At 67.3% G+C, this 15,182-nt stretch carries 18 protein-coding genes; 7 read left to right on the top strand and 11 right to left on the bottom strand.

Annotated elements, in window-relative coordinates; all coding sequences use genetic code 11:
* Positions 1-61: 61 nt before the first annotated feature.
* The 4 genes from ACERIM_RS10855 to ACERIM_RS10840 all read right to left on the bottom strand — a co-directional run bounded on the left by ACERIM_RS10855 (position 62) and on the right by ACERIM_RS10840 (position 2,497).
* Entirely contained in the window at positions 62-1,315 is a 1,254-nt protein-coding gene (locus tag ACERIM_RS10855; protein WP_373632570.1) for a tRNA (N(6)-L-threonylcarbamoyladenosine(37)-C(2))-methylthiotransferase, read from the bottom strand.
* A 94-nt stretch (positions 1,316-1,409) separates the two neighbouring features.
* On the bottom strand, positions 1,410-1,748 hold the full coding sequence (locus ACERIM_RS10850; RefSeq protein ID WP_373632569.1) for a hypothetical protein: 339 nt from the start codon (positions 1,746-1,748) through the stop codon (positions 1,410-1,412).
* Between the two features lie 26 nt (positions 1,749-1,774).
* A complete protein-coding gene (locus tag ACERIM_RS10845; protein ID WP_049905769.1) occupies positions 1,775-2,122 on the bottom strand; it encodes a hypothetical protein in 348 nt (115 codons plus the stop codon).
* Positions 2,123-2,302: 180 nt separating this feature from the next.
* Complete coding sequence (locus ACERIM_RS10840; protein ID WP_006182717.1) at positions 2,303-2,497, bottom strand: cold-shock protein; 195 nt, start codon at positions 2,495-2,497, stop codon at positions 2,303-2,305.
* Positions 2,498-2,667: 170 nt separating this feature from the next.
* On the opposite strand from ACERIM_RS10840, the gene ACERIM_RS10835 reads away from it, so the two are divergent.
* Positions 2,668-3,195, top strand: a complete 528-nt coding sequence (locus tag ACERIM_RS10835) for a winged helix-turn-helix transcriptional regulator (protein WP_006649910.1) — start codon at positions 2,668-2,670, stop codon at positions 3,193-3,195.
* Between the two features lie 24 nt (positions 3,196-3,219).
* On the opposite strand, the gene ACERIM_RS10830 is transcribed toward ACERIM_RS10835, so the two are convergent.
* Complete coding sequence (locus ACERIM_RS10830; RefSeq protein WP_373632566.1) at positions 3,220-4,245, bottom strand: AI-2E family transporter; 1,026 nt, start codon at positions 4,243-4,245, stop codon at positions 3,220-3,222.
* Positions 4,246-4,356: 111 nt separating this feature from the next.
* Here ACERIM_RS10830 and ACERIM_RS10825 point away from each other — a divergent pair, with 111 nt between their 5' ends.
* Entirely contained in the window at positions 4,357-5,094 is a 738-nt protein-coding gene (locus ACERIM_RS10825; protein WP_006649908.1) for a DUF547 domain-containing protein, read from the top strand.
* A 46-nt stretch (positions 5,095-5,140) separates the two neighbouring features.
* Here the strand turns inward: ACERIM_RS10825 and ACERIM_RS10820 are convergent, their stop codons facing one another.
* A complete protein-coding gene (locus ACERIM_RS10820; protein WP_373632565.1) occupies positions 5,141-5,797 on the bottom strand; it encodes an amphi-Trp domain-containing protein in 657 nt (218 codons plus the stop codon).
* Between the two features lie 108 nt (positions 5,798-5,905).
* Here ACERIM_RS10820 and ACERIM_RS10815 point away from each other — a divergent pair, with 108 nt between their 5' ends.
* Positions 5,906-6,709, top strand: a complete 804-nt coding sequence (locus tag ACERIM_RS10815) for an HNH endonuclease (protein WP_373632563.1) — start codon at positions 5,906-5,908, stop codon at positions 6,707-6,709.
* A 42-nt stretch (positions 6,710-6,751) separates the two neighbouring features.
* Complete coding sequence (locus ACERIM_RS10810; protein WP_373632562.1) at positions 6,752-7,636, top strand: universal stress protein; 885 nt, start codon at positions 6,752-6,754, stop codon at positions 7,634-7,636.
* Between the two features lie 14 nt (positions 7,637-7,650).
* Here the strand turns inward: ACERIM_RS10810 and ACERIM_RS10805 are convergent, their stop codons facing one another.
* From ACERIM_RS10805 to ACERIM_RS10785, 5 genes are all read right to left on the bottom strand, one after another.
* Positions 7,651-8,379, bottom strand: a complete 729-nt coding sequence (locus tag ACERIM_RS10805; RefSeq protein WP_006649905.1) for a nucleoside phosphorylase — start codon at positions 8,377-8,379, stop codon at positions 7,651-7,653.
* A 103-nt stretch (positions 8,380-8,482) separates the two neighbouring features.
* A complete protein-coding gene (locus ACERIM_RS10800) occupies positions 8,483-8,785 on the bottom strand; it encodes a HalOD1 output domain-containing protein (RefSeq protein ID WP_006649904.1) in 303 nt (100 codons plus the stop codon).
* A gap of 133 nt (positions 8,786-8,918) precedes the next feature.
* Positions 8,919-9,803 carry a carbohydrate kinase family protein gene (locus ACERIM_RS10795; RefSeq protein WP_373632560.1) on the bottom strand — a complete coding sequence of 295 codons (885 nt, stop codon included), beginning with the start codon at positions 9,801-9,803 and terminating at the stop codon, positions 8,919-8,921.
* Between the two features lie 99 nt (positions 9,804-9,902).
* Complete coding sequence (locus ACERIM_RS10790; RefSeq protein WP_006649902.1) at positions 9,903-10,724, bottom strand: DUF63 family protein; 822 nt, start codon at positions 10,722-10,724, stop codon at positions 9,903-9,905.
* 195 nt (positions 10,725-10,919) lie between these two features.
* Positions 10,920-11,927, bottom strand: coding sequence for a ribose 1,5-bisphosphate isomerase (locus tag ACERIM_RS10785; protein ID WP_373632558.1), 1,008 nt, complete (start codon positions 11,925-11,927; stop codon positions 10,920-10,922).
* Between the two features lie 194 nt (positions 11,928-12,121).
* On the opposite strand from ACERIM_RS10785, the gene ACERIM_RS10780 reads away from it, so the two are divergent.
* From ACERIM_RS10780 to ACERIM_RS10770, 3 genes are all read left to right on the top strand, one after another.
* Positions 12,122-12,595 carry a DUF5812 family protein gene (locus ACERIM_RS10780; protein WP_373632556.1) on the top strand — a complete coding sequence of 158 codons (474 nt, stop codon included), beginning with the start codon at positions 12,122-12,124 and terminating at the stop codon, positions 12,593-12,595.
* Between the two features lie 74 nt (positions 12,596-12,669).
* Positions 12,670-13,545, top strand: coding sequence for a protein translocase subunit SecF (secF, locus tag ACERIM_RS10775; RefSeq protein ID WP_006649899.1), 876 nt, complete (start codon positions 12,670-12,672; stop codon positions 13,543-13,545).
* The gene (locus ACERIM_RS10770) at positions 13,542-15,161 is read left to right on the top strand and encodes a preprotein translocase subunit SecD (RefSeq protein WP_006649898.1); all 1,620 of its coding nucleotides are present in this window, start codon (positions 13,542-13,544) and stop codon (positions 15,159-15,161) included. The genes secF and ACERIM_RS10770 overlap by 4 nt, the downstream gene beginning before the upstream one ends.
* Positions 15,162-15,182: the final 21 nt, after the last annotated feature.

Here is a 15,182-nt window from a genome sequence, read left to right as displayed (position 1 = left end):
CCAGAGCCGGTTCCCGGCAACTGAGGATTGGTCTGTACGAGTCGGGTCGGCTACCGACTCGCTACACGGGCTCGCCGAAGGCGTACATCGTCTCGTGGGCCGTGATCTCGAGGTCGACGAAGTCGCCGGGCGCTATGCCGTAGTCGTCGGCGTTTTGGACGATTATCTGCCGGTAGGCCGAGTCGCGACACTTCACGGAGTCAGCGGTACCGTCCTCGACGACGAGACAGTCCGCGCGGACCTCGCCGACCATGTCGGCGTAGGCCTCGCTGACGATCTCGCGCTTGACTTCGCTCATCTCCTTCGAGCGTTCCTTCTTGATCGTCCCGCCAAGCCCCTTCAGCTCGGCGGCATCGGTGCCGGGCCGCTTCGAAAAGCGCGTGACGTTGATCTTTTCCGGCCGGGTCTCGCGAAGCAGAGCCATCGACTGCGCGTGGTCGTGATCGGTCTCGGTGGGGAAGCCGACGATGAAGTCCGTCGACAGCGTCCAGTACTCCAGGGCGTCGTCGAACGTCTCGACGACCTCGAGATACTCCTCGACCTGGTGCTGGCGGCGCATGTCCCCGAGGACGTCGTCGCTACCCGACTGGACGGGCGCGTGCAGGAAGTCGTAGAGTTCGTCGTTTTCGGCGAAGACGTCGGCGAGGTCCTCGCGGATGCCGTGGACGCCCTTCGGGTTGGCCATCCCCACGCGCACCCGGAAGTCCCCCTCGATCGCACAGATCCGCTCGAGCAGGCGGTGAAGCTTGCGCTCGCCCTCGTCCCAGCCGTAGACGCCGGTGTCTTGCCCGGTGATGCGGATCTCCTTCGCGCCGGCGTGGATCAGCGCGCGGGCCTTCTCGACGTTTTCCTCGATCGAGGGGGAGTCGATCTTGCCGGTGGCCTGCTTGGTGATGCAGTACGAACAGTCGGACATACAGCCCCGCGCGATCGGGAGAATACCCACGACGCCGTCCAGGATCGGCTCGGCGTCGGGGGTCGTCGTCGGACACTCGCCGTTGGTGACGGCCTCGGGGACCTCGTCCCAGTGAAGGACCTGCCCGTCGACGTCGGCTCGTGCGAACTCCTCGCCCTGGGCCAGGGCCATACAGCCGGTGATGAAGAGATCGGCCGTCTCGTCGGCCAGTTCCTCGGCCCGCCGGAGCATGTTGCGCTCGGTCTTCTCGACGACGGTGCAGGTGTTGAGGATGGCGACGTCGGCCTCGTCGGCGCTGTCGACCCGGTAATGGCCCGCGTCGCGGAGCCGCCGCTCGATCTCGCGGCTCTCCCCGCGGTTCGACGTGCAGCCGTAGGTCTCGATGTGATATCGGGCCATTCGTTCGATGATTGATCGGGCGCGCGAGGTCAAAAGCCCGACGGATCCCGGCCGCGTGGCTTCGGGGCCTGTTCACACAGTGGCGGCGCGACGGTTACGTCTCGTCGGAATCGGTCCCCGCCGCTTCGGACAGCGCCTCGAGCGCGGCCCGGCCGGTGTGGAGGCTCCGCCGACCCGTCGGTGCCTGGGTGATGAGGACGCCCGCCGAGAAGTCGGGATCGCCGTTCTCGTCGTAGATCGCGTCGGGGCTCGAGCCGATGCGGACCGACTCGCGGACCGCCAGCATCGCCTGCCGAATCGCGTCGTCCCGGTCGTCGGCCGCGGCGACGTCTTGCCGATCGATCGATTCCTCGCGGGCCGCGAGCCGCTCGAGGACGTCGTCGACGTGGTCGGCGGCGCGATCGGAGTCGTAGATGTAACGACGGACGCGCATGGTCGCGGTACGGACCCGACGGGTTTCTAGTCGTCGAACTCGGCGGCTCGGCCGTCGCCGGCCGTGCCGCTCCGATAGACCGCATAGAGAAGCAAGAGTGCGATCAGGAAGTCGAAGCCGTGTTCGACGAGGTGATGGACCGTCATCGGGACGAGCCCGAGGACGGTTCCCAGTCCGGTTATCGACCGGACGACAAGCACACCCAGTACGACCGCGATCAAACAGTAGCGAGCCGTTCGACGCCGGGCGTAGGCGGCGACGCCGACGACGAACAGCGCGGTCGTCCCGAGCGCGGCCAGCACGATGATCGCGACGAGGACGGGCGCGAGTTGCGGGTCGAGCCACCCCTCGGCGACCGACATTGCGGGCACCATGCGATCGATACCGCTACTCGGACCGGTGGCTACCTATTCGCTTCGGTGTCGGGCTCGAGTCGCCCCCGCGCCGTCGGGCTCGGCTCTCACTCACCGGAGTCGGGAGCCGCGGCTCGATACGGAGCGTCTCGAAAAATCGAATCGTCGTACAGCGCCGTCGAACCGACACTGACGGCGACGTTAGTTGCGGACGACGTTCGTCGCGCGGGGACCCTTGGGGGCCTGTTCGATGTCGAACTCGATCTCGGTGCCTTCCTCGAGGTCCGGGCCGCCGACGTCTTCCATGTGGAAGAACACGTCATCGTCCGCATCCTCAGTCGAAATGAAACCGTAGCCGCCTGTGTCGTTGAAGAAATCAACGTTGCCTTTCGCCATTACAACCAAAGAGAGGAGCAATACACGGATAACCCTTCCGAGAGTCGTGATACCACGACCGTCGGCCCGATCGGACCGGGATCGGGCCGCGGTTCTCGGCGGCCGGGAACGCGAGCCACCCGTTATATGCCCCCCGGCGCTAGCCGACGCCAGGGTTTGCGGGGACTCATATGACCGACACGCGACAGCGAATTCGGGCACACGTCGACGACAACGCCGGCGTCCACTTCAACGAACTCGTCAGGGAGTCGGCGTTCGCGCCGGGACAGATACAGTACCACATCCGGCGGCTGCTCGAGGACGGCCGACTCGTCCGCGAGGAGTTCTACGGCCGGACCCACTACTATCCGCCGACCTACGACGAGTGGGAGCGGGCCGCGCTGGCACTGTTTCGCCGGGAGACGGCCCGCGAGATCGTCGTCGCACTGGCGGAGACCGAGGACGCCGCGCCGGCCGATATCGCCGACGACCTCGGGATCGCACGCAGCACCCTCGAGTACCACGTCGATCGGCTCGTCGCACACGACATCGTCGAGAAACGCTACGACGACCGGAACCGCGTCGTCCTCGATCTCGCCGATCCCGAGGCGACGGGACGGCTCCTGACGACGGTGACGCCGACGGTTCCCGATCGGCTCGTCGACCGGTTCACGCGGCTCGTCGACGAACTGCTTGCAGGGACCGGTGACTCGTCGTAGCGGCTCGCTCGAGTCGGTCGCCGATCACCGCATCCCGGGCTCGTCCTCGAGCCGGTCGTAGTGGTCGTTCATCACGTCGAGAACCGCGATCAGCGCGCCGAGGACGACGGGCCCGTAGAACAGCCCCATGACGCCGAACGCGTAGACGCCGCCGAGGACCCCGAGGATGATGACGGCGGGGTTGAGTTCCGCGTACCGATCGACGAGGATGGGGCGGAGATAGTCGTCGGACAGGCCCACGACGATCATGCTGTAGACGAACAGCGCGACCGCAAGCAGCGGCTCCTCGATCAGGAAGAGATAGATCACGGCGGGCCCCCAGACCATGAACGACCCGATCAGCGGGATCAGCGATAGGACGATCATGATCGCGGTCCAGAACGCCGCGTTCGGGACGCCGGTCGCCAACAGTCCCAGTCCCGCGATGGTCCCCTGAATGATCGCGATCATGACGTGGCCGGCGAGGACGGCCCACATGACCTCGTCCAGTTCCTGATAAAAGTCGTCCTGTACGTCGTCAGGTAGCGGCGTCAGTTCCCGCATCCACGTCAGCAGGTCGCTGCCGTCCTTGAGCAGGTAGTACAGCAGGAAGATCGCGAGCCCGAGCCCGATCAGCGTGTGGGTAATCGCGCTGAACCACTCGGTCGAACTCTCGAGGACCATCGTCCCGACGTTCTGTGCCGCGTCGGCCAGCGCCGACGGGAGATCGACCGACTGCCCGGTCTGTTCCTCGATGGCACGCTCGAGTTCGCCGAGTTGAATGGAGTCGGTGTTGACCTGCTCGAGGAGCCGCCGGGCATCGCTGGCGATCGCGGCGACGATGACGACCAGCGGAACGACGAAACCGGCGACCGCGAGCCCGACGAGCGCGAACGCGGCGATCGGGGGCGCGACCCGCTCCTCGAGGCGTTGCTGGAGCGGATACAGAACGTACGCGATGAGGATAGCGCCGAGGACGTACTGGGAGAACGGCAACACGAGCAACAGGGAGAGATAGGCGAAGAGCCCGACGAGAACGAGCAGAAATCCCTTGCTGATATTCACGCCCATTATTTCTCCGTTCGCTGGCATAAAACCACGGCATGAACGTATCGCCACTCTGGACTGTCGTAGCAAGGCGTCACACGGCTTCAAGAGGCTGGTACGTGTATTTCTAGCCGAATGTCGACTCAGCTCGATCCCCTTTCCCTCTCGGCCGATCTCCTGTATACGGTCAAGACCGAGGGCGACGCCGAGCCGTTGCGAGACCACCTCGCGACGATCGATCGGTCGCGGTTGGAGCGGGCGCTGTCCAGCCGCGAGGGGAAACTCGCCTTCTGGCTCAACTGTTACAACGCCTACGCCCAGCTCCTGCTGGAATCGGAGGAGCCGGACCTCCACGAGGGTGGGCTGCTCGAGGCGTGGAAGTTCTTCGCCCGCGATCGGGTCCCCGTCGGCGGCGTCTGGCTGAGTCTCAACGACATCGAACACGGGCTGCTCCGGAGTTCGAAGCTGCCGTGGGGAATGGGCTATCTCCCGCGCCCGTTTCCCTCCTCGTTCGAACGGCAGTTTCGCCTCGACGACTGCGATCCCCGGATCCACTTCGCGATCAGTCACGCAACGGATCACTGTCCGCCGATCGCGGTCTACTCGCCCCAGGACGTCGACGAGGAACTCGACATCGCCATCGAGTGGTTCTTAGAGGAAAACGTCAGCTACGACCGGGAAACCGAGACGGCGACGGTCCCCCGACTCTTCCGACGCTATCGCGGCGACTTCGGCGGCCGCCGCGGCATCGTGGCGTTCCTCCGTGAGTACAACGCAGTCCCGGCCGACGCCGGCCCCTCGCTCGAATACGAACGGGTCGATCACTCCGCCGAGTTGGACGTCGATCTCGAGGGCGACGAGGTCCGGCGGTAGCCTAGACCCCGCAGATCGACGCTCGAGTCGGCAGACGGTCCGGCCCTCACTCGAGGCGTTCGATCGTCGCGTTCGGCGCGATTCGCATCACGCTTCTGGCCGCGCGTTCGGCGTTTGACCGCGAGGCGTACCCCTCGCCGCTGTCGGCGACGATGTTGCCGTTCCAGTGGACGAGCCGCCAGCGCCACTCGCCGCCCCTGTCCTCGTAGACCTCGAACCGGCTCGTCCGGCCGGTCTCGCTCGTCTCGTCGGTCTCTGCCGTGTCGTCCCCCTCGGCCGTCACCGGCGTCTCGTCCGTCCCGCTATCCCCCGTCGAGCCGTCGCCGGCGAGTCCCTCGAGCGGCATCACCGCCGCCGCGGGGTCGACGTCGGCCGCAGCCGACGTCTCGTCCCGACCACCACCCGCAGCGTCGCCGTCGGCCGGGCGGTCGGTGATCCGTACGCTCGAGCCGGCCGGATCGTCCCACTCGAGTTCGATCTCGAGTTCACCGACCTGGGGTTCGTCGGCCCCGAGTCCGGCCTCGAACGCCGCGACGACCCGCTCGGGGACGGCAACCCTGACGCTTCGTCCCTCGCCGTTCAGCCGGACCGGGCGGCCGGACTCGAAGGCGGTCGCGAACTCGCGGAAGACGGCCGCGAGTTCCGTTCGGTCGTGTGCGCGCTCGAGTTCGAACTCGTCGTCGGGTTCGTCGGAAGCCACCATACCGACGTGTACTGGAGGCGACGGGTTAGTGTTTCCCACGCGCTGGCCTCGATTCGTGCCGGGCACCCTGTCGGTGCGTTTTTGTCGACGCCCTTCCTTCGCTCGCTCGTGACTGCACGCGACTGGCACGCCGATCGGGAGGCCGTCTTCGACCGCGACGCGCGGACCTGTCGACACTGCGGGACTGCCGACGACACCGAGGCGCTTCGAGCCTACCCCGTCGGCGACGTGGCGCTCGAGGGGGAGGTCCACGAGAGCGCGCTCGTAACCGTCTGTGCGGATTGTTTCGGGACGCTGTCGGACTCGCCGTCAGCGACGCCGACCGGCGCCGAAGAGCTGTTTCACCACGTCCGCGAGACGACCCGCATCCAGGGTGAGACGATCTCGACGGTCGCCTCGTTCGCCTCCGTCGCGACCGCACTCCCCGGCGACCTCGAGTCCGCACTCGACGACGAGGGGGAAGACGCCGCCCTCGAGGAATCGATCGCACAGTACCGGCGACACCGACGCGACGTGTTGCTCGCGATCGCCGTCGTCGACGCCCGCCTCGAGCGACTGGCCGCGCTCGAGGGCGACGCCGACGAGCCGGCGGCCGCGGACGCCCTCGAGGCGTTTTCCGAGACCGCGACCGACCTCCAGTCGGCGCTTCGCGAGGTCGTGACGCTGAGCGAAACCGTCGCGACCGGGCTCGATCGCTGTCACGGCTGTTTCGACGCCCTCGAGTCGGGGCCGACCTGTGACACCTGCGGGCTCGCGGTCCGTGAGACGGCCGACTGGGAGGACGACGACGGGACCCTCGCGTTCGATCGGCTGTTCGCGACGATTAACGACCGCCTGCAGGAAGCCTCGGCGACGACGGAAACGCTGACCGATCGGACGACGACGCTGGCGGAACGGCTAACGGCGGCGTAGGTCCCTCGTTCTTTTTGTCGTCTCGAGCCTAGAGGTAGTCGAATGACCGAGTCGACGGTCGAGTCCGACGGCTCGAGCGAGTACCGCGTGCTGGTCCCGCTGGCCAACCCACGAACGGAACAACACCTGATCGAACTGGCCAGCACGCTCGCGGCCGACCGCGACGGCGTCGTCCACGCGGTCCACATCGTGCAGGTCCCTGACCAGACGCCGCTGGACCGCGGTGCCGAGCGACTCGAACGGATCGACGCCGACTCGGAAAAACTGCTCGAGCGGGCCCGCGACCACGCCGCCGACTACGACGCGCCGCTCGAGACGACGACGATCGTCTCGCACCGTTCGTTCGAGGAGGTGTTCGACGCCGCACGAACCCACGACGCCGATCTGGTCGTCATGGGTTGGGGCGGCGACCGACCGTGGACGGCGGGCCGCGCCGAAGGGCCGCTCGACGAAGTCGCCCGCGACCTCCCGTGTGACTTCCTCGTGCTGAAAGACCGCGGGTACGACCCCAGTCGGATCCTCCTGCCGACCGCCGGCGGGCCCGACTCCGATCTCGGCGCGGAGGTCGCGCGGACGCTGCGCTCGGCGACGGGAGCCTCGATCGACCTGCTCCACGTCGTCGACGAGAGCGAGCGCGAGGCCGGCGAACGGTTCCTCACCGAGTGGGCCGCCGACCACGACATCGGCGACGCCGTGTTGACCGTCGACACCTCGGGCGACGTCGAGGGCGCGATCGCCCGCGAGGCCGCCGACGAGACGCTCGTGATCGTCGGCGCGACCGAGCGCGGGCTACTCTCGCGGCTCGTCCGCGGCTCGCTCGTCTCCGACGTCGTCGACGACCTCGAGTGTTCCGTGCTACTGGCCGAGCGCCCGACCGAGCGGTCGCTACGCGAACGGCTGTTCGGTCGCTCGAGCGACGAAGAATAGCGTCGTCGCGGCCGTTACAGTTGGGTCGCGGCCTCGAGCGCGATGTCGATCGCACGGCCGACGTTGTTTTTGGCCTTGTCCGGGAGTTCGTCGTCCTCGGTGTCGGTGCCCTTCTGGGTGCCCTCGACGAGGTTGCCGTCGACGGTACAGATCGCGCCGGCGGCCAGTCCCTTACGACGGGCCAGTGAGAAGACGGCAGCGGCCTCCATCTCGACCGCCAGCAGGCCCGCGGCCTCCCAGTCGTCGACGGCGTCGTCGGTCTCGGCGTAGTAGGCGTCGTCGGAGGCGATCGGGCCGACGTGGACCGCTTCGCCGTTGGCTTCCGCCGAGTCGACCAGCGCCGACAGCGCGTCGTAGTCGGGTACTGCGGGGTACTCGACGGCCTCGTACCGTTTGCTCGTCCCCTCGTTTTTCGCCGCGCCGGTCGCGACGATCATGTCGCCGATCTCGATCCCCGACTGGAGTGCCCCGGTCGTCCCGACCCGGAGGAACGTCTCGACGCCGACGTTCGCCAGTTCCTCGATCGCGATCGCCGCGGAGGGACAGCCGATCCCCGTCGAACAGATCGTCAGCTCCCGTCCCTCGTAGGTGGCGTTGACGACCTTGTACTCGCGGTTGCGCGCGATCGTCTCCGACTCGTCGCAGTGGTCGGCGATGCGATCGACCCGGCCGGGATCGCCCGGGAGCAATGCGATGTCCGTCAGGTCGCCGTCGTCGACCAGCAGGTGTGGCTGCGTCGCCATACCCTCGGATTCCGCGGGCGGTGAGAAAAAAGGTTCGAGGAAGGGTCGAGAAGCGACCGGTTCGGCTCGGCAACTCTCGACGCCACCCCCTTCCCGTCCCCGATCAGCCCGTCGGACGCACTTCGACGCAATCGGGCCGAATCGTGACCATCGCGCCGTCGGCCTCGAACTCGACGATCCCCGTCGCTCGAGCGTCGCCGCGATTGGTGTCGGCGAACAGTGCGTCGAGCGCGTCGGGGTCGACGTAGTCGTACAGTTGCGTGCTGGCCGCCGTGACATCGTGACCGTGATAGCGGGCCAGGGCGGTCGCAGCGGCGATACTCGGCGGTTCGTCAGCGTCTCGGTCGTACTGGATGCGCCGTCTGAGGCCGCATCCGTGGGACTCGGTTACCCTTCCTTCCGTCATGTCTCTCAGTCACGGGATCGTGACTGTTCAGTCGAGTGGCCAACGGCCCGGCCCATATACCTACCGTCAGACGACACCGGGTGAGAACCACACGGCGGCGACGTGACGGTGCGCGACCGATCGTTACGCCTTTTCAGGGGCGGCGCTCGAGGAGCGCCTCGAGTTCCGCGTCGGTCGGCGCGCTCCGGGCCCCCTCGCGGCTCGCGGTTACGGCCCCGCAGGCGTTGCCGGTCGCAAGCGCCCGCTCGAGATCGCGGTCCGCGAGCCACCTCGTGAGAAAGCCGGCGGCGAAGGCATCGCCCGCACCGGCGGTATCGACGGGGTCGATGTCGAACCCCGCGTGAACGACGGTTCCCGACGGCGCGTACGCTTCCGCGCCGTCGGCCCCACAGGTGACGACGACGATCCGGTCGTCGGCGGCCCCGTCGGGGTCGTCGTCGAACAGGGCGGCGGCCTCCCGGTCGGTCACGAAGACGACGTCAGCCAGCGCGAGCGGCTCGCCGTACTCGCGGTCGGCGAGCCGCCGACCGGGATCGAAGCTGATCCCGATACCGGCCTCGTCGGCGATCCGTGCGATCGCAGCGGCCGTCTCCGGTCGCTGTCCCGTGAGATGGACGTGATCGGCCGCCCGGATCCGCGACGGCTCGAGGGCCGCCGGCCCGACGGCCTCGTTGACGCCGTCGTTGCCGAGGATCGCGACTTCGCCGTCGTCGTCGACCAGCAGGTACTTCACCGCCGTTGCGGCGTCCTCGACGACGCGGACCCCCTCGAGGGAGACGCCGGCGGCCTCGAGTTCGCGGCGGGCGAGCAGGCCGTTGTCGTCGTCGCCGACGCTGCCGATCAGGCCGACGTCGACGCCGAGGCCGGCAAGCGCCGCGGCGACGTTGGCCGCACTGCCGCCGCCCGACTGGCGTTGCGATCGGATCGCCGCCTCGCCGTCGCTCTCGGGCAGTCTGTCGACACGGAGGGTCACGTCCCAGTTGACGTGGCCGGCCGTGAGTACGGTGATCGAATCCATTCGCCGATAGTAAAGGGACGGGACCGGCCGGCAAAAACCTAGGTTTCGGTGGCAGACGCTGAGGGACGGACGCGAACGACGCGGGGAACCGGCCCACGGTCACATCACGGTGAACAACAGGACGTTGTGAACGGCCGGACCGAGCCCGACCGCGGCGACGAGGGCGAGGACCGTCCGGCCCTGCTGTGGCCGGTCAGCGACGTACTCGCGGAACAGCCCGACGATGACCAGCGCGAGCGCGACCTTGACCAGCACGAACAGCCACCCGGCACCGACGTACTCGGCGGTCGGCAGCGCCTCCCCCGCCTCGAGCAACAGCAGCGACAGCGGGACGTTCTCGCCGGCCCCGAGGACGTCGTAGCCGACGGCGGTCGTGACGCCGTCTAGCGTGTGTGCGAAGACGACGAGCGCGCCGGTCGTACCCGTGGTCGCCGCGACGTCGGTAAACCAGAGGCTCAGGACGAGCCAGGCGAGTGCAGTGACGATGCCGGCGATGACGACCGAGATGACCGGCCAGAAGGGGTCGAACGTCCCCGTCTGGATACTCCGGAAGAGCGCGAACATCGTGAAAACGGTAAAGAAGGCCGTCCCGGCAACGCCGACGAAGCGGGGGATCGTCGGCTGGAGGCCGCCGACGTGGAGGAAGACGCCGACGACCCAGGCCAGTCCCGCGATGATCGCCGTCACGACGTAGACCATCGGCGCGGTAAACAGGGGCTCGATGGTCGACGGAAACGCCCCCATCTTGTAGAGGACGTGTAACGTCGCGCCGAACATCATCCACGGAGCGAAGGCCAGCACGGTCCGGTCGGTCACGGGTGGTTCGATCGCCCACAGCAGCGCGATCACCCCCCCGAGAATCACGGCGGCCGGCACCACCATGTACCACGGCGGAACGACGAACCCCTCGGGTAACACCATACGGGGCAATGGCTGTCACCAGTGACTAACACTTTCCGATCCCGGACGATTCACAGTGTTGAAGATTTCGGCCGCTGTCGCGTCGTCCCGGAACGCGGTTCGGACCACTAGACGTCCGAGAACCGGCGTATCGACCGTGCGAACGGTGGTGAGATCTCGAGAGCCCGCGTCGACGGCCTGACTATCGAGAGGCCGTCACTCCGCCCAGGGTTCTTCGGTCGTGTCGCCGAACAGTTCCCGCATGAGTGTCACGATGCTCTCGGGTGGGAACTGACCGCGCTCGGTGACGATCGCGTCGACGTACCGCGGCGGTGTCACGTCGAACGCGGGGTTCTCGACGGTCAGCCCGTCCTCGCTTCCGGGTTCGCCGGCCGACCCGTCCGGCGCGTCACTCGAGCGGATCGACGCGCGCTCCTCGTCGGACAGCACCTCGCGTTCGTCCCGGGTCTCGATCGCGACGGTGTGGCCCGTCAGGGTATCCGGATGCAGTTTGATCGTCTGGGCAGCGACCATCACCGGCACGCCGCGCTCGCGAGCGACGACGGCCAGTCCGCTGGTGCCGATCTTGTTGATCACGCTGCCGTCGGCCGCGATGCTGTCGGCCCCGACCAGCACGTGGTCCGCCGCGTCCAGGTACCGCCGGGCCGCCCCATCGACGATCAGCGTCACCGGCACCCCCCACTCGCGCAACTGTGCGGCCGTGATGTGACCCTGCTTGCGGGGCCGGGTCTCCTTGACGATCGCCTCGAGGGCTTTCCCGTCCTCGAGGGTGGCCTCTACACAGGCCAGCGCGTCCGTCGAGTGGCAGTGAGTCAGGACGACGTCGCCGTCCCGTAACCGGTTGGCACCGATCCCACCGAGGGTCTCCCGGGCGTGTTCGAGATCGCGCCGGAAGGACGCGGCGCGGTCGATCGTCGACGCCCGTAACTCGGTGACGGTATCGCCGTCGACGCCCCGAAGCACGTATCGGAGCGCGTTCGGCAGGCTGACCGCGGTCGGACGGGTTTCATAGAGGGTTCGGGCGGCGGCTCGAAGCCCGCGGCGAAACGCCGCCGGCGTCTCGGCCGGACTCCCCTCGGCCTGGGTCGCCAGCGCCGCCGCGGCCGCGTCGGCGATCGTCGCCGCCCCGCGAATCTCCATCGCAGCGATGGCGTCGGCAGTGGACTCGACGGCCGGCACCACCTCCGGTTCGGCATCACCCATGCGAACGAGTTACACGACAGCGCTGAAAAGACTGCCGTCGGTTCCGGACGGTCCTCTGACGACCCGTTCGATGGCTCGAGCCCTGGTCCGAACACCGCTCGAGCGACTGTCGAACCGGATCGGCCACCGAACCGAGAGTCGACCGGTGATCGAAAGCCGAAACCCGGAAACCGATCCGTCGGCTACGAGCGTCCATGACCGAACGAACCGGCACGTTCGTCGTGACCCACGCCGAGCCCGACTCGGCGGTCGTCCGCGACGTCCAGACCGCACAGGTACACACCCTCGCGTCCAACCCTGACCTCGAGGTCCACGACGTCCTCGAGGCGACAGTCGCTCCCGAGCCGCCGATGGAAGTCACCTGGGAGGTGATCGAGGTCGACGATCGGCGCTCGATCGAACTGGTCGACAGCGACCTCGAGCCGACCACCTACGAGAAAGAGCTGGCAGCCGACGCCGAGATCGGCGACCTCGTCCAGGAGGAGCGGGCCGGCACCGGCGAGATCCACGTCTTCCGGGTCCCCGGCGACGAGGTCGCGGCCGCCGCCGACGACGTCCTCGAAGACGAGGAGACGATCGCCCGGGCCGCCCGGCTCGAGGCGGTCCGGGTCGAGGTCCGGTCGGCCGCCGACGAGGGCGTGTTGAGCGTCCGCTACCTGCCGGACTGACCACGGTCCGATCGGCCGCTCGCCCGTGCCGAATTGAGAAGGCTTACTTCGAGGGGCTGTAAGTAGTCCGGTATATGGGGTATTTCGACGTACCGGAGATCGATTACACCCGGTACAGTAATCGCCAGCTCGCAGCGGTTCCGCTGGCGGTTCTCGCGGTCGCACTGCTCGTGTTAAGCGGCGCGTTCCTCGCGTACGGGACGCCGGTGCCGCTTGGCATGGACTTCGCCGGCGGGACGGAACTGACCGTCCAGACGACGACGGCGGAAGGCAACATCGGCGCGGCGTTCGACGAACAGCCCGAGTCGGTGACCGGGACGGGCACCGAGAACCAGTACATCGTCCAGTTCTCGTCGACTGACTCGCAGGCCCTGAGCGATCAGGCCGAGGGCAATCTCGAGCAAGACGGCAGCGCCGAGGTCGTCCAGTCGGTGTCGTCGACGTCAGCGAGCTTCGGCCAGAACAGTCAGCAGACGGCCATGCTCGGGCTCGTCATCGCGTTCGTCGGCATGAGCGCGATCGCCTTCCTGCTCTTTCGGACGTTCGTGCCCTCGATCGCGATCGTCATCTCCGCGTTCTCCGACCTCGTGATCCCGCTCGCGTTCATGCGGCTGGCCGGCATCCCGCTCTCGCTTGGCACCGTTGCCGGCCTGCTGATGCTCATCGGATACTCCGTCGACTCCGACATCCTGTTGAACAACCACGTCCTGCGCCGGAGCGGTGACTTCTACGAGAGTACCCACCGTGCGATGCGGACCGGCGTCACGATGACGGTCACGTCGATGGTCGCGATGCTCGTCATGGGCGTCTCCGCGTACGTCTTCGGGATCAGCCTGCTGGCATCGATCGGGATCATCCTGTTCGTCGGTCTCGCCGCCGACCTGCTGAACACCTACATGTTGAACCTGAGCCTGCTTCGCTGGTACAAGTTCGAGGGGGTCCGCTCATGAGTCCGATCGGCGCCATCAAGGGCAACTGGCGCGTCCTCCTGCTCGGGGCGTTTCTCGTGTTCGCCGTCGTCGCGCTCTTTATCCCCGGCGGGATCGTCGCCGACGACGGCCTCGCCAGTGACAGCGTCGACAGCGGCCCGACGAACCTCGAGTTCGGGCTCGGACTCGAGGGCGGGACCCGGATCCGGGTCCCGGTCGCCGGTATGACCGCGGAGGACATCGACACCGGCGCGGTCAGCGACGACGGGACAGTCGATCAGGAGCGGCTCGACGGCGTCGAGTCGACGCTCCAGAGCGAACTCGACCTCGATCAGGCGGACGTCAGCGTCGACGTCCAAGACGACGGGACCGTCACCGCCGAAGTGTTCAACGACAACGTCAGCCAGTCGGAGTTCGCCGCGGCGTTGCAGACGGCTGACGTCGACGCCACCGAGGACGACATCCGCGACGGCGTCACCCAGAGTACCCGCGACAATATGATCAGGACGATCCAGACGAAGATCAACGCCGCGGGCCTCTCGGGCGGGACGGCCTACGAGTCGACGACGGTGAGTGGTGACCACTACATCGTCGTCGAGGTCCCCAACATGGACGCCGACGAACTCCGGACCATCCTCTCGGAGCGGGGCCAGGTCGAGGTCGTCGCCTACTACCCGAACGAGAACGGGACACAGACGAACGAGACGGTCCTGCGTGGCGACGATATCGTCGACGTCGACCCACCGGAACAGCAGGGAGAGGAGAGTTACGCGGTTCCGGTACTCGTCAGCGACGAGGCTGCGCCGGGGTTCCAACAGCAGATGAACGATCTCGGGTTCACTAGTGAAGGGATCGGGGATTGTGGCCTCCGTACCGGTGACGGTGGCGTCGACTTCGACCACGACGGGCAGCGGTACTGCCTGCTGACCGTCGTCGATGGCGAAGTCGTCGACGCCCACAGTATGGGTAATAGTCACGGACTCGCGTCCAGCATGAGAGAGGGATCGTGGGAGAACGATCCGACGTTCCAGATGGGTGCGCCGAGCCAACAGCAGGCCCAATCGCTCTCGGTCAACCTCCGGGCGGGGAGCCTGCGCGCACCGCTTGACTTCAGCGAGGAACAGGTCTACTCGATCGAGCCCGGCCACGCCGACCAGTTCAAACAGTACTCGCTGCTGATCGGGCTGCTCTCGGTCCTCACCGTCAGCGGCGTCGTCTACGCCCGATACACCGACACCCGCGTCGCCCTGCCGATGATCGTCACGGCCATCGCCGAGGTGGTCATCCTGCTTGGCTTCGCGGCGCTGATACGCATGCCGCTGGATCTCTCCCACGTCGCCGGGTTCATCGCCGTCGTGGGGACCGGGGTCGACGACCTCGTGATCATCGCCGACGAGGTGATGGACGAGGGCGACGTCAGCTCCGAACGCGTCTTCCAATCGCGGTTCCGCAAGGCGTTCTGGGTCATCGGGGCCGCCGCTGCGACGACCGTTGTCGCCCTCTCGCCACTCGCGGTGCTGAGCCTCGGTGATCTCCGCGGGTTCGCTATCATCACCATCCTCGGCGTGTTCATCGGGGTCCTCATCACCCGGCCCGCCTACGGGGACATCCTGCGACGCCTGCTGACCGACCACTGATCGCCGTCCGATCGCGTTCGT

The sequence above is a fragment of the Natrinema sp. H-ect1 genome, assembly GCF_041821105.1.
Classification (GTDB): Archaea; Halobacteriota; Halobacteria; order Halobacteriales; family Natrialbaceae; genus Natrinema; species Natrinema thermotolerans.
The sequence above is the reverse complement of the archived record's forward strand: the minus strand, read 5'-3'. Positions and strand labels throughout refer to the sequence as shown.

Coding starts and splice junctions, on each gene's coding strand:
- ACERIM_RS10830 (WP_373632566.1), bottom strand. CDS start 4,245: ATGGGCGTGAATATCAGCAAGGGATTTCTGCTCGTTCTCGTCGGGCTC.
- ACERIM_RS10835 (WP_006649910.1), top strand. CDS start 2,668: ATGACCGACACGCGACAGCGAATTCGGGCACACGTCGACGACAACGCC.
- ACERIM_RS10790 (WP_006649902.1), bottom strand. CDS start 10,724: ATGGTGTTACCCGAGGGGTTCGTCGTTCCGCCGTGGTACATGGTGGTG.
- ACERIM_RS10850 (WP_373632569.1), bottom strand. CDS start 1,748: ATGCGCGTCCGTCGTTACATCTACGACTCCGATCGCGCCGCCGACCAC.
- ACERIM_RS10795 (WP_373632560.1), bottom strand. CDS start 9,803: ATGGATTCGATCACCGTACTCACGGCCGGCCACGTCAACTGGGACGTG.
- ACERIM_RS10805 (WP_006649905.1), bottom strand. CDS start 8,379: ATGGCGACGCAGCCACACCTGCTGGTCGACGACGGCGACCTGACGGAC.
- ACERIM_RS10780 (WP_373632556.1), top strand. CDS start 12,122: ATGACCGAACGAACCGGCACGTTCGTCGTGACCCACGCCGAGCCCGAC.
- ACERIM_RS10785 (WP_373632558.1), bottom strand. CDS start 11,927: ATGGGTGATGCCGAACCGGAGGTGGTGCCGGCCGTCGAGTCCACTGCC.
- ACERIM_RS10800 (WP_006649904.1), bottom strand. CDS start 8,785: ATGACGGAAGGAAGGGTAACCGAGTCCCACGGATGCGGCCTCAGACGG.
- ACERIM_RS10770 (WP_006649898.1), top strand. CDS start 13,542: ATGAGTCCGATCGGCGCCATCAAGGGCAACTGGCGCGTCCTCCTGCTC.
- ACERIM_RS10845 (WP_049905769.1), bottom strand. CDS start 2,122: ATGGTGCCCGCAATGTCGGTCGCCGAGGGGTGGCTCGACCCGCAACTC.
- ACERIM_RS10810 (WP_373632562.1), top strand. CDS start 6,752: ATGACCGAGTCGACGGTCGAGTCCGACGGCTCGAGCGAGTACCGCGTG.
- ACERIM_RS10855 (WP_373632570.1), bottom strand. CDS start 1,315: ATGGCCCGATATCACATCGAGACCTACGGCTGCACGTCGAACCGCGGG.
- ACERIM_RS10840 (WP_006182717.1), bottom strand. CDS start 2,497: ATGGCGAAAGGCAACGTTGATTTCTTCAACGACACAGGCGGCTACGGT.
- secF (WP_006649899.1), top strand. CDS start 12,670: ATGGGGTATTTCGACGTACCGGAGATCGATTACACCCGGTACAGTAAT.
- ACERIM_RS10825 (WP_006649908.1), top strand. CDS start 4,357: ATGTCGACTCAGCTCGATCCCCTTTCCCTCTCGGCCGATCTCCTGTAT.
- ACERIM_RS10820 (WP_373632565.1), bottom strand. CDS start 5,797: ATGGTGGCTTCCGACGAACCCGACGACGAGTTCGAACTCGAGCGCGCA.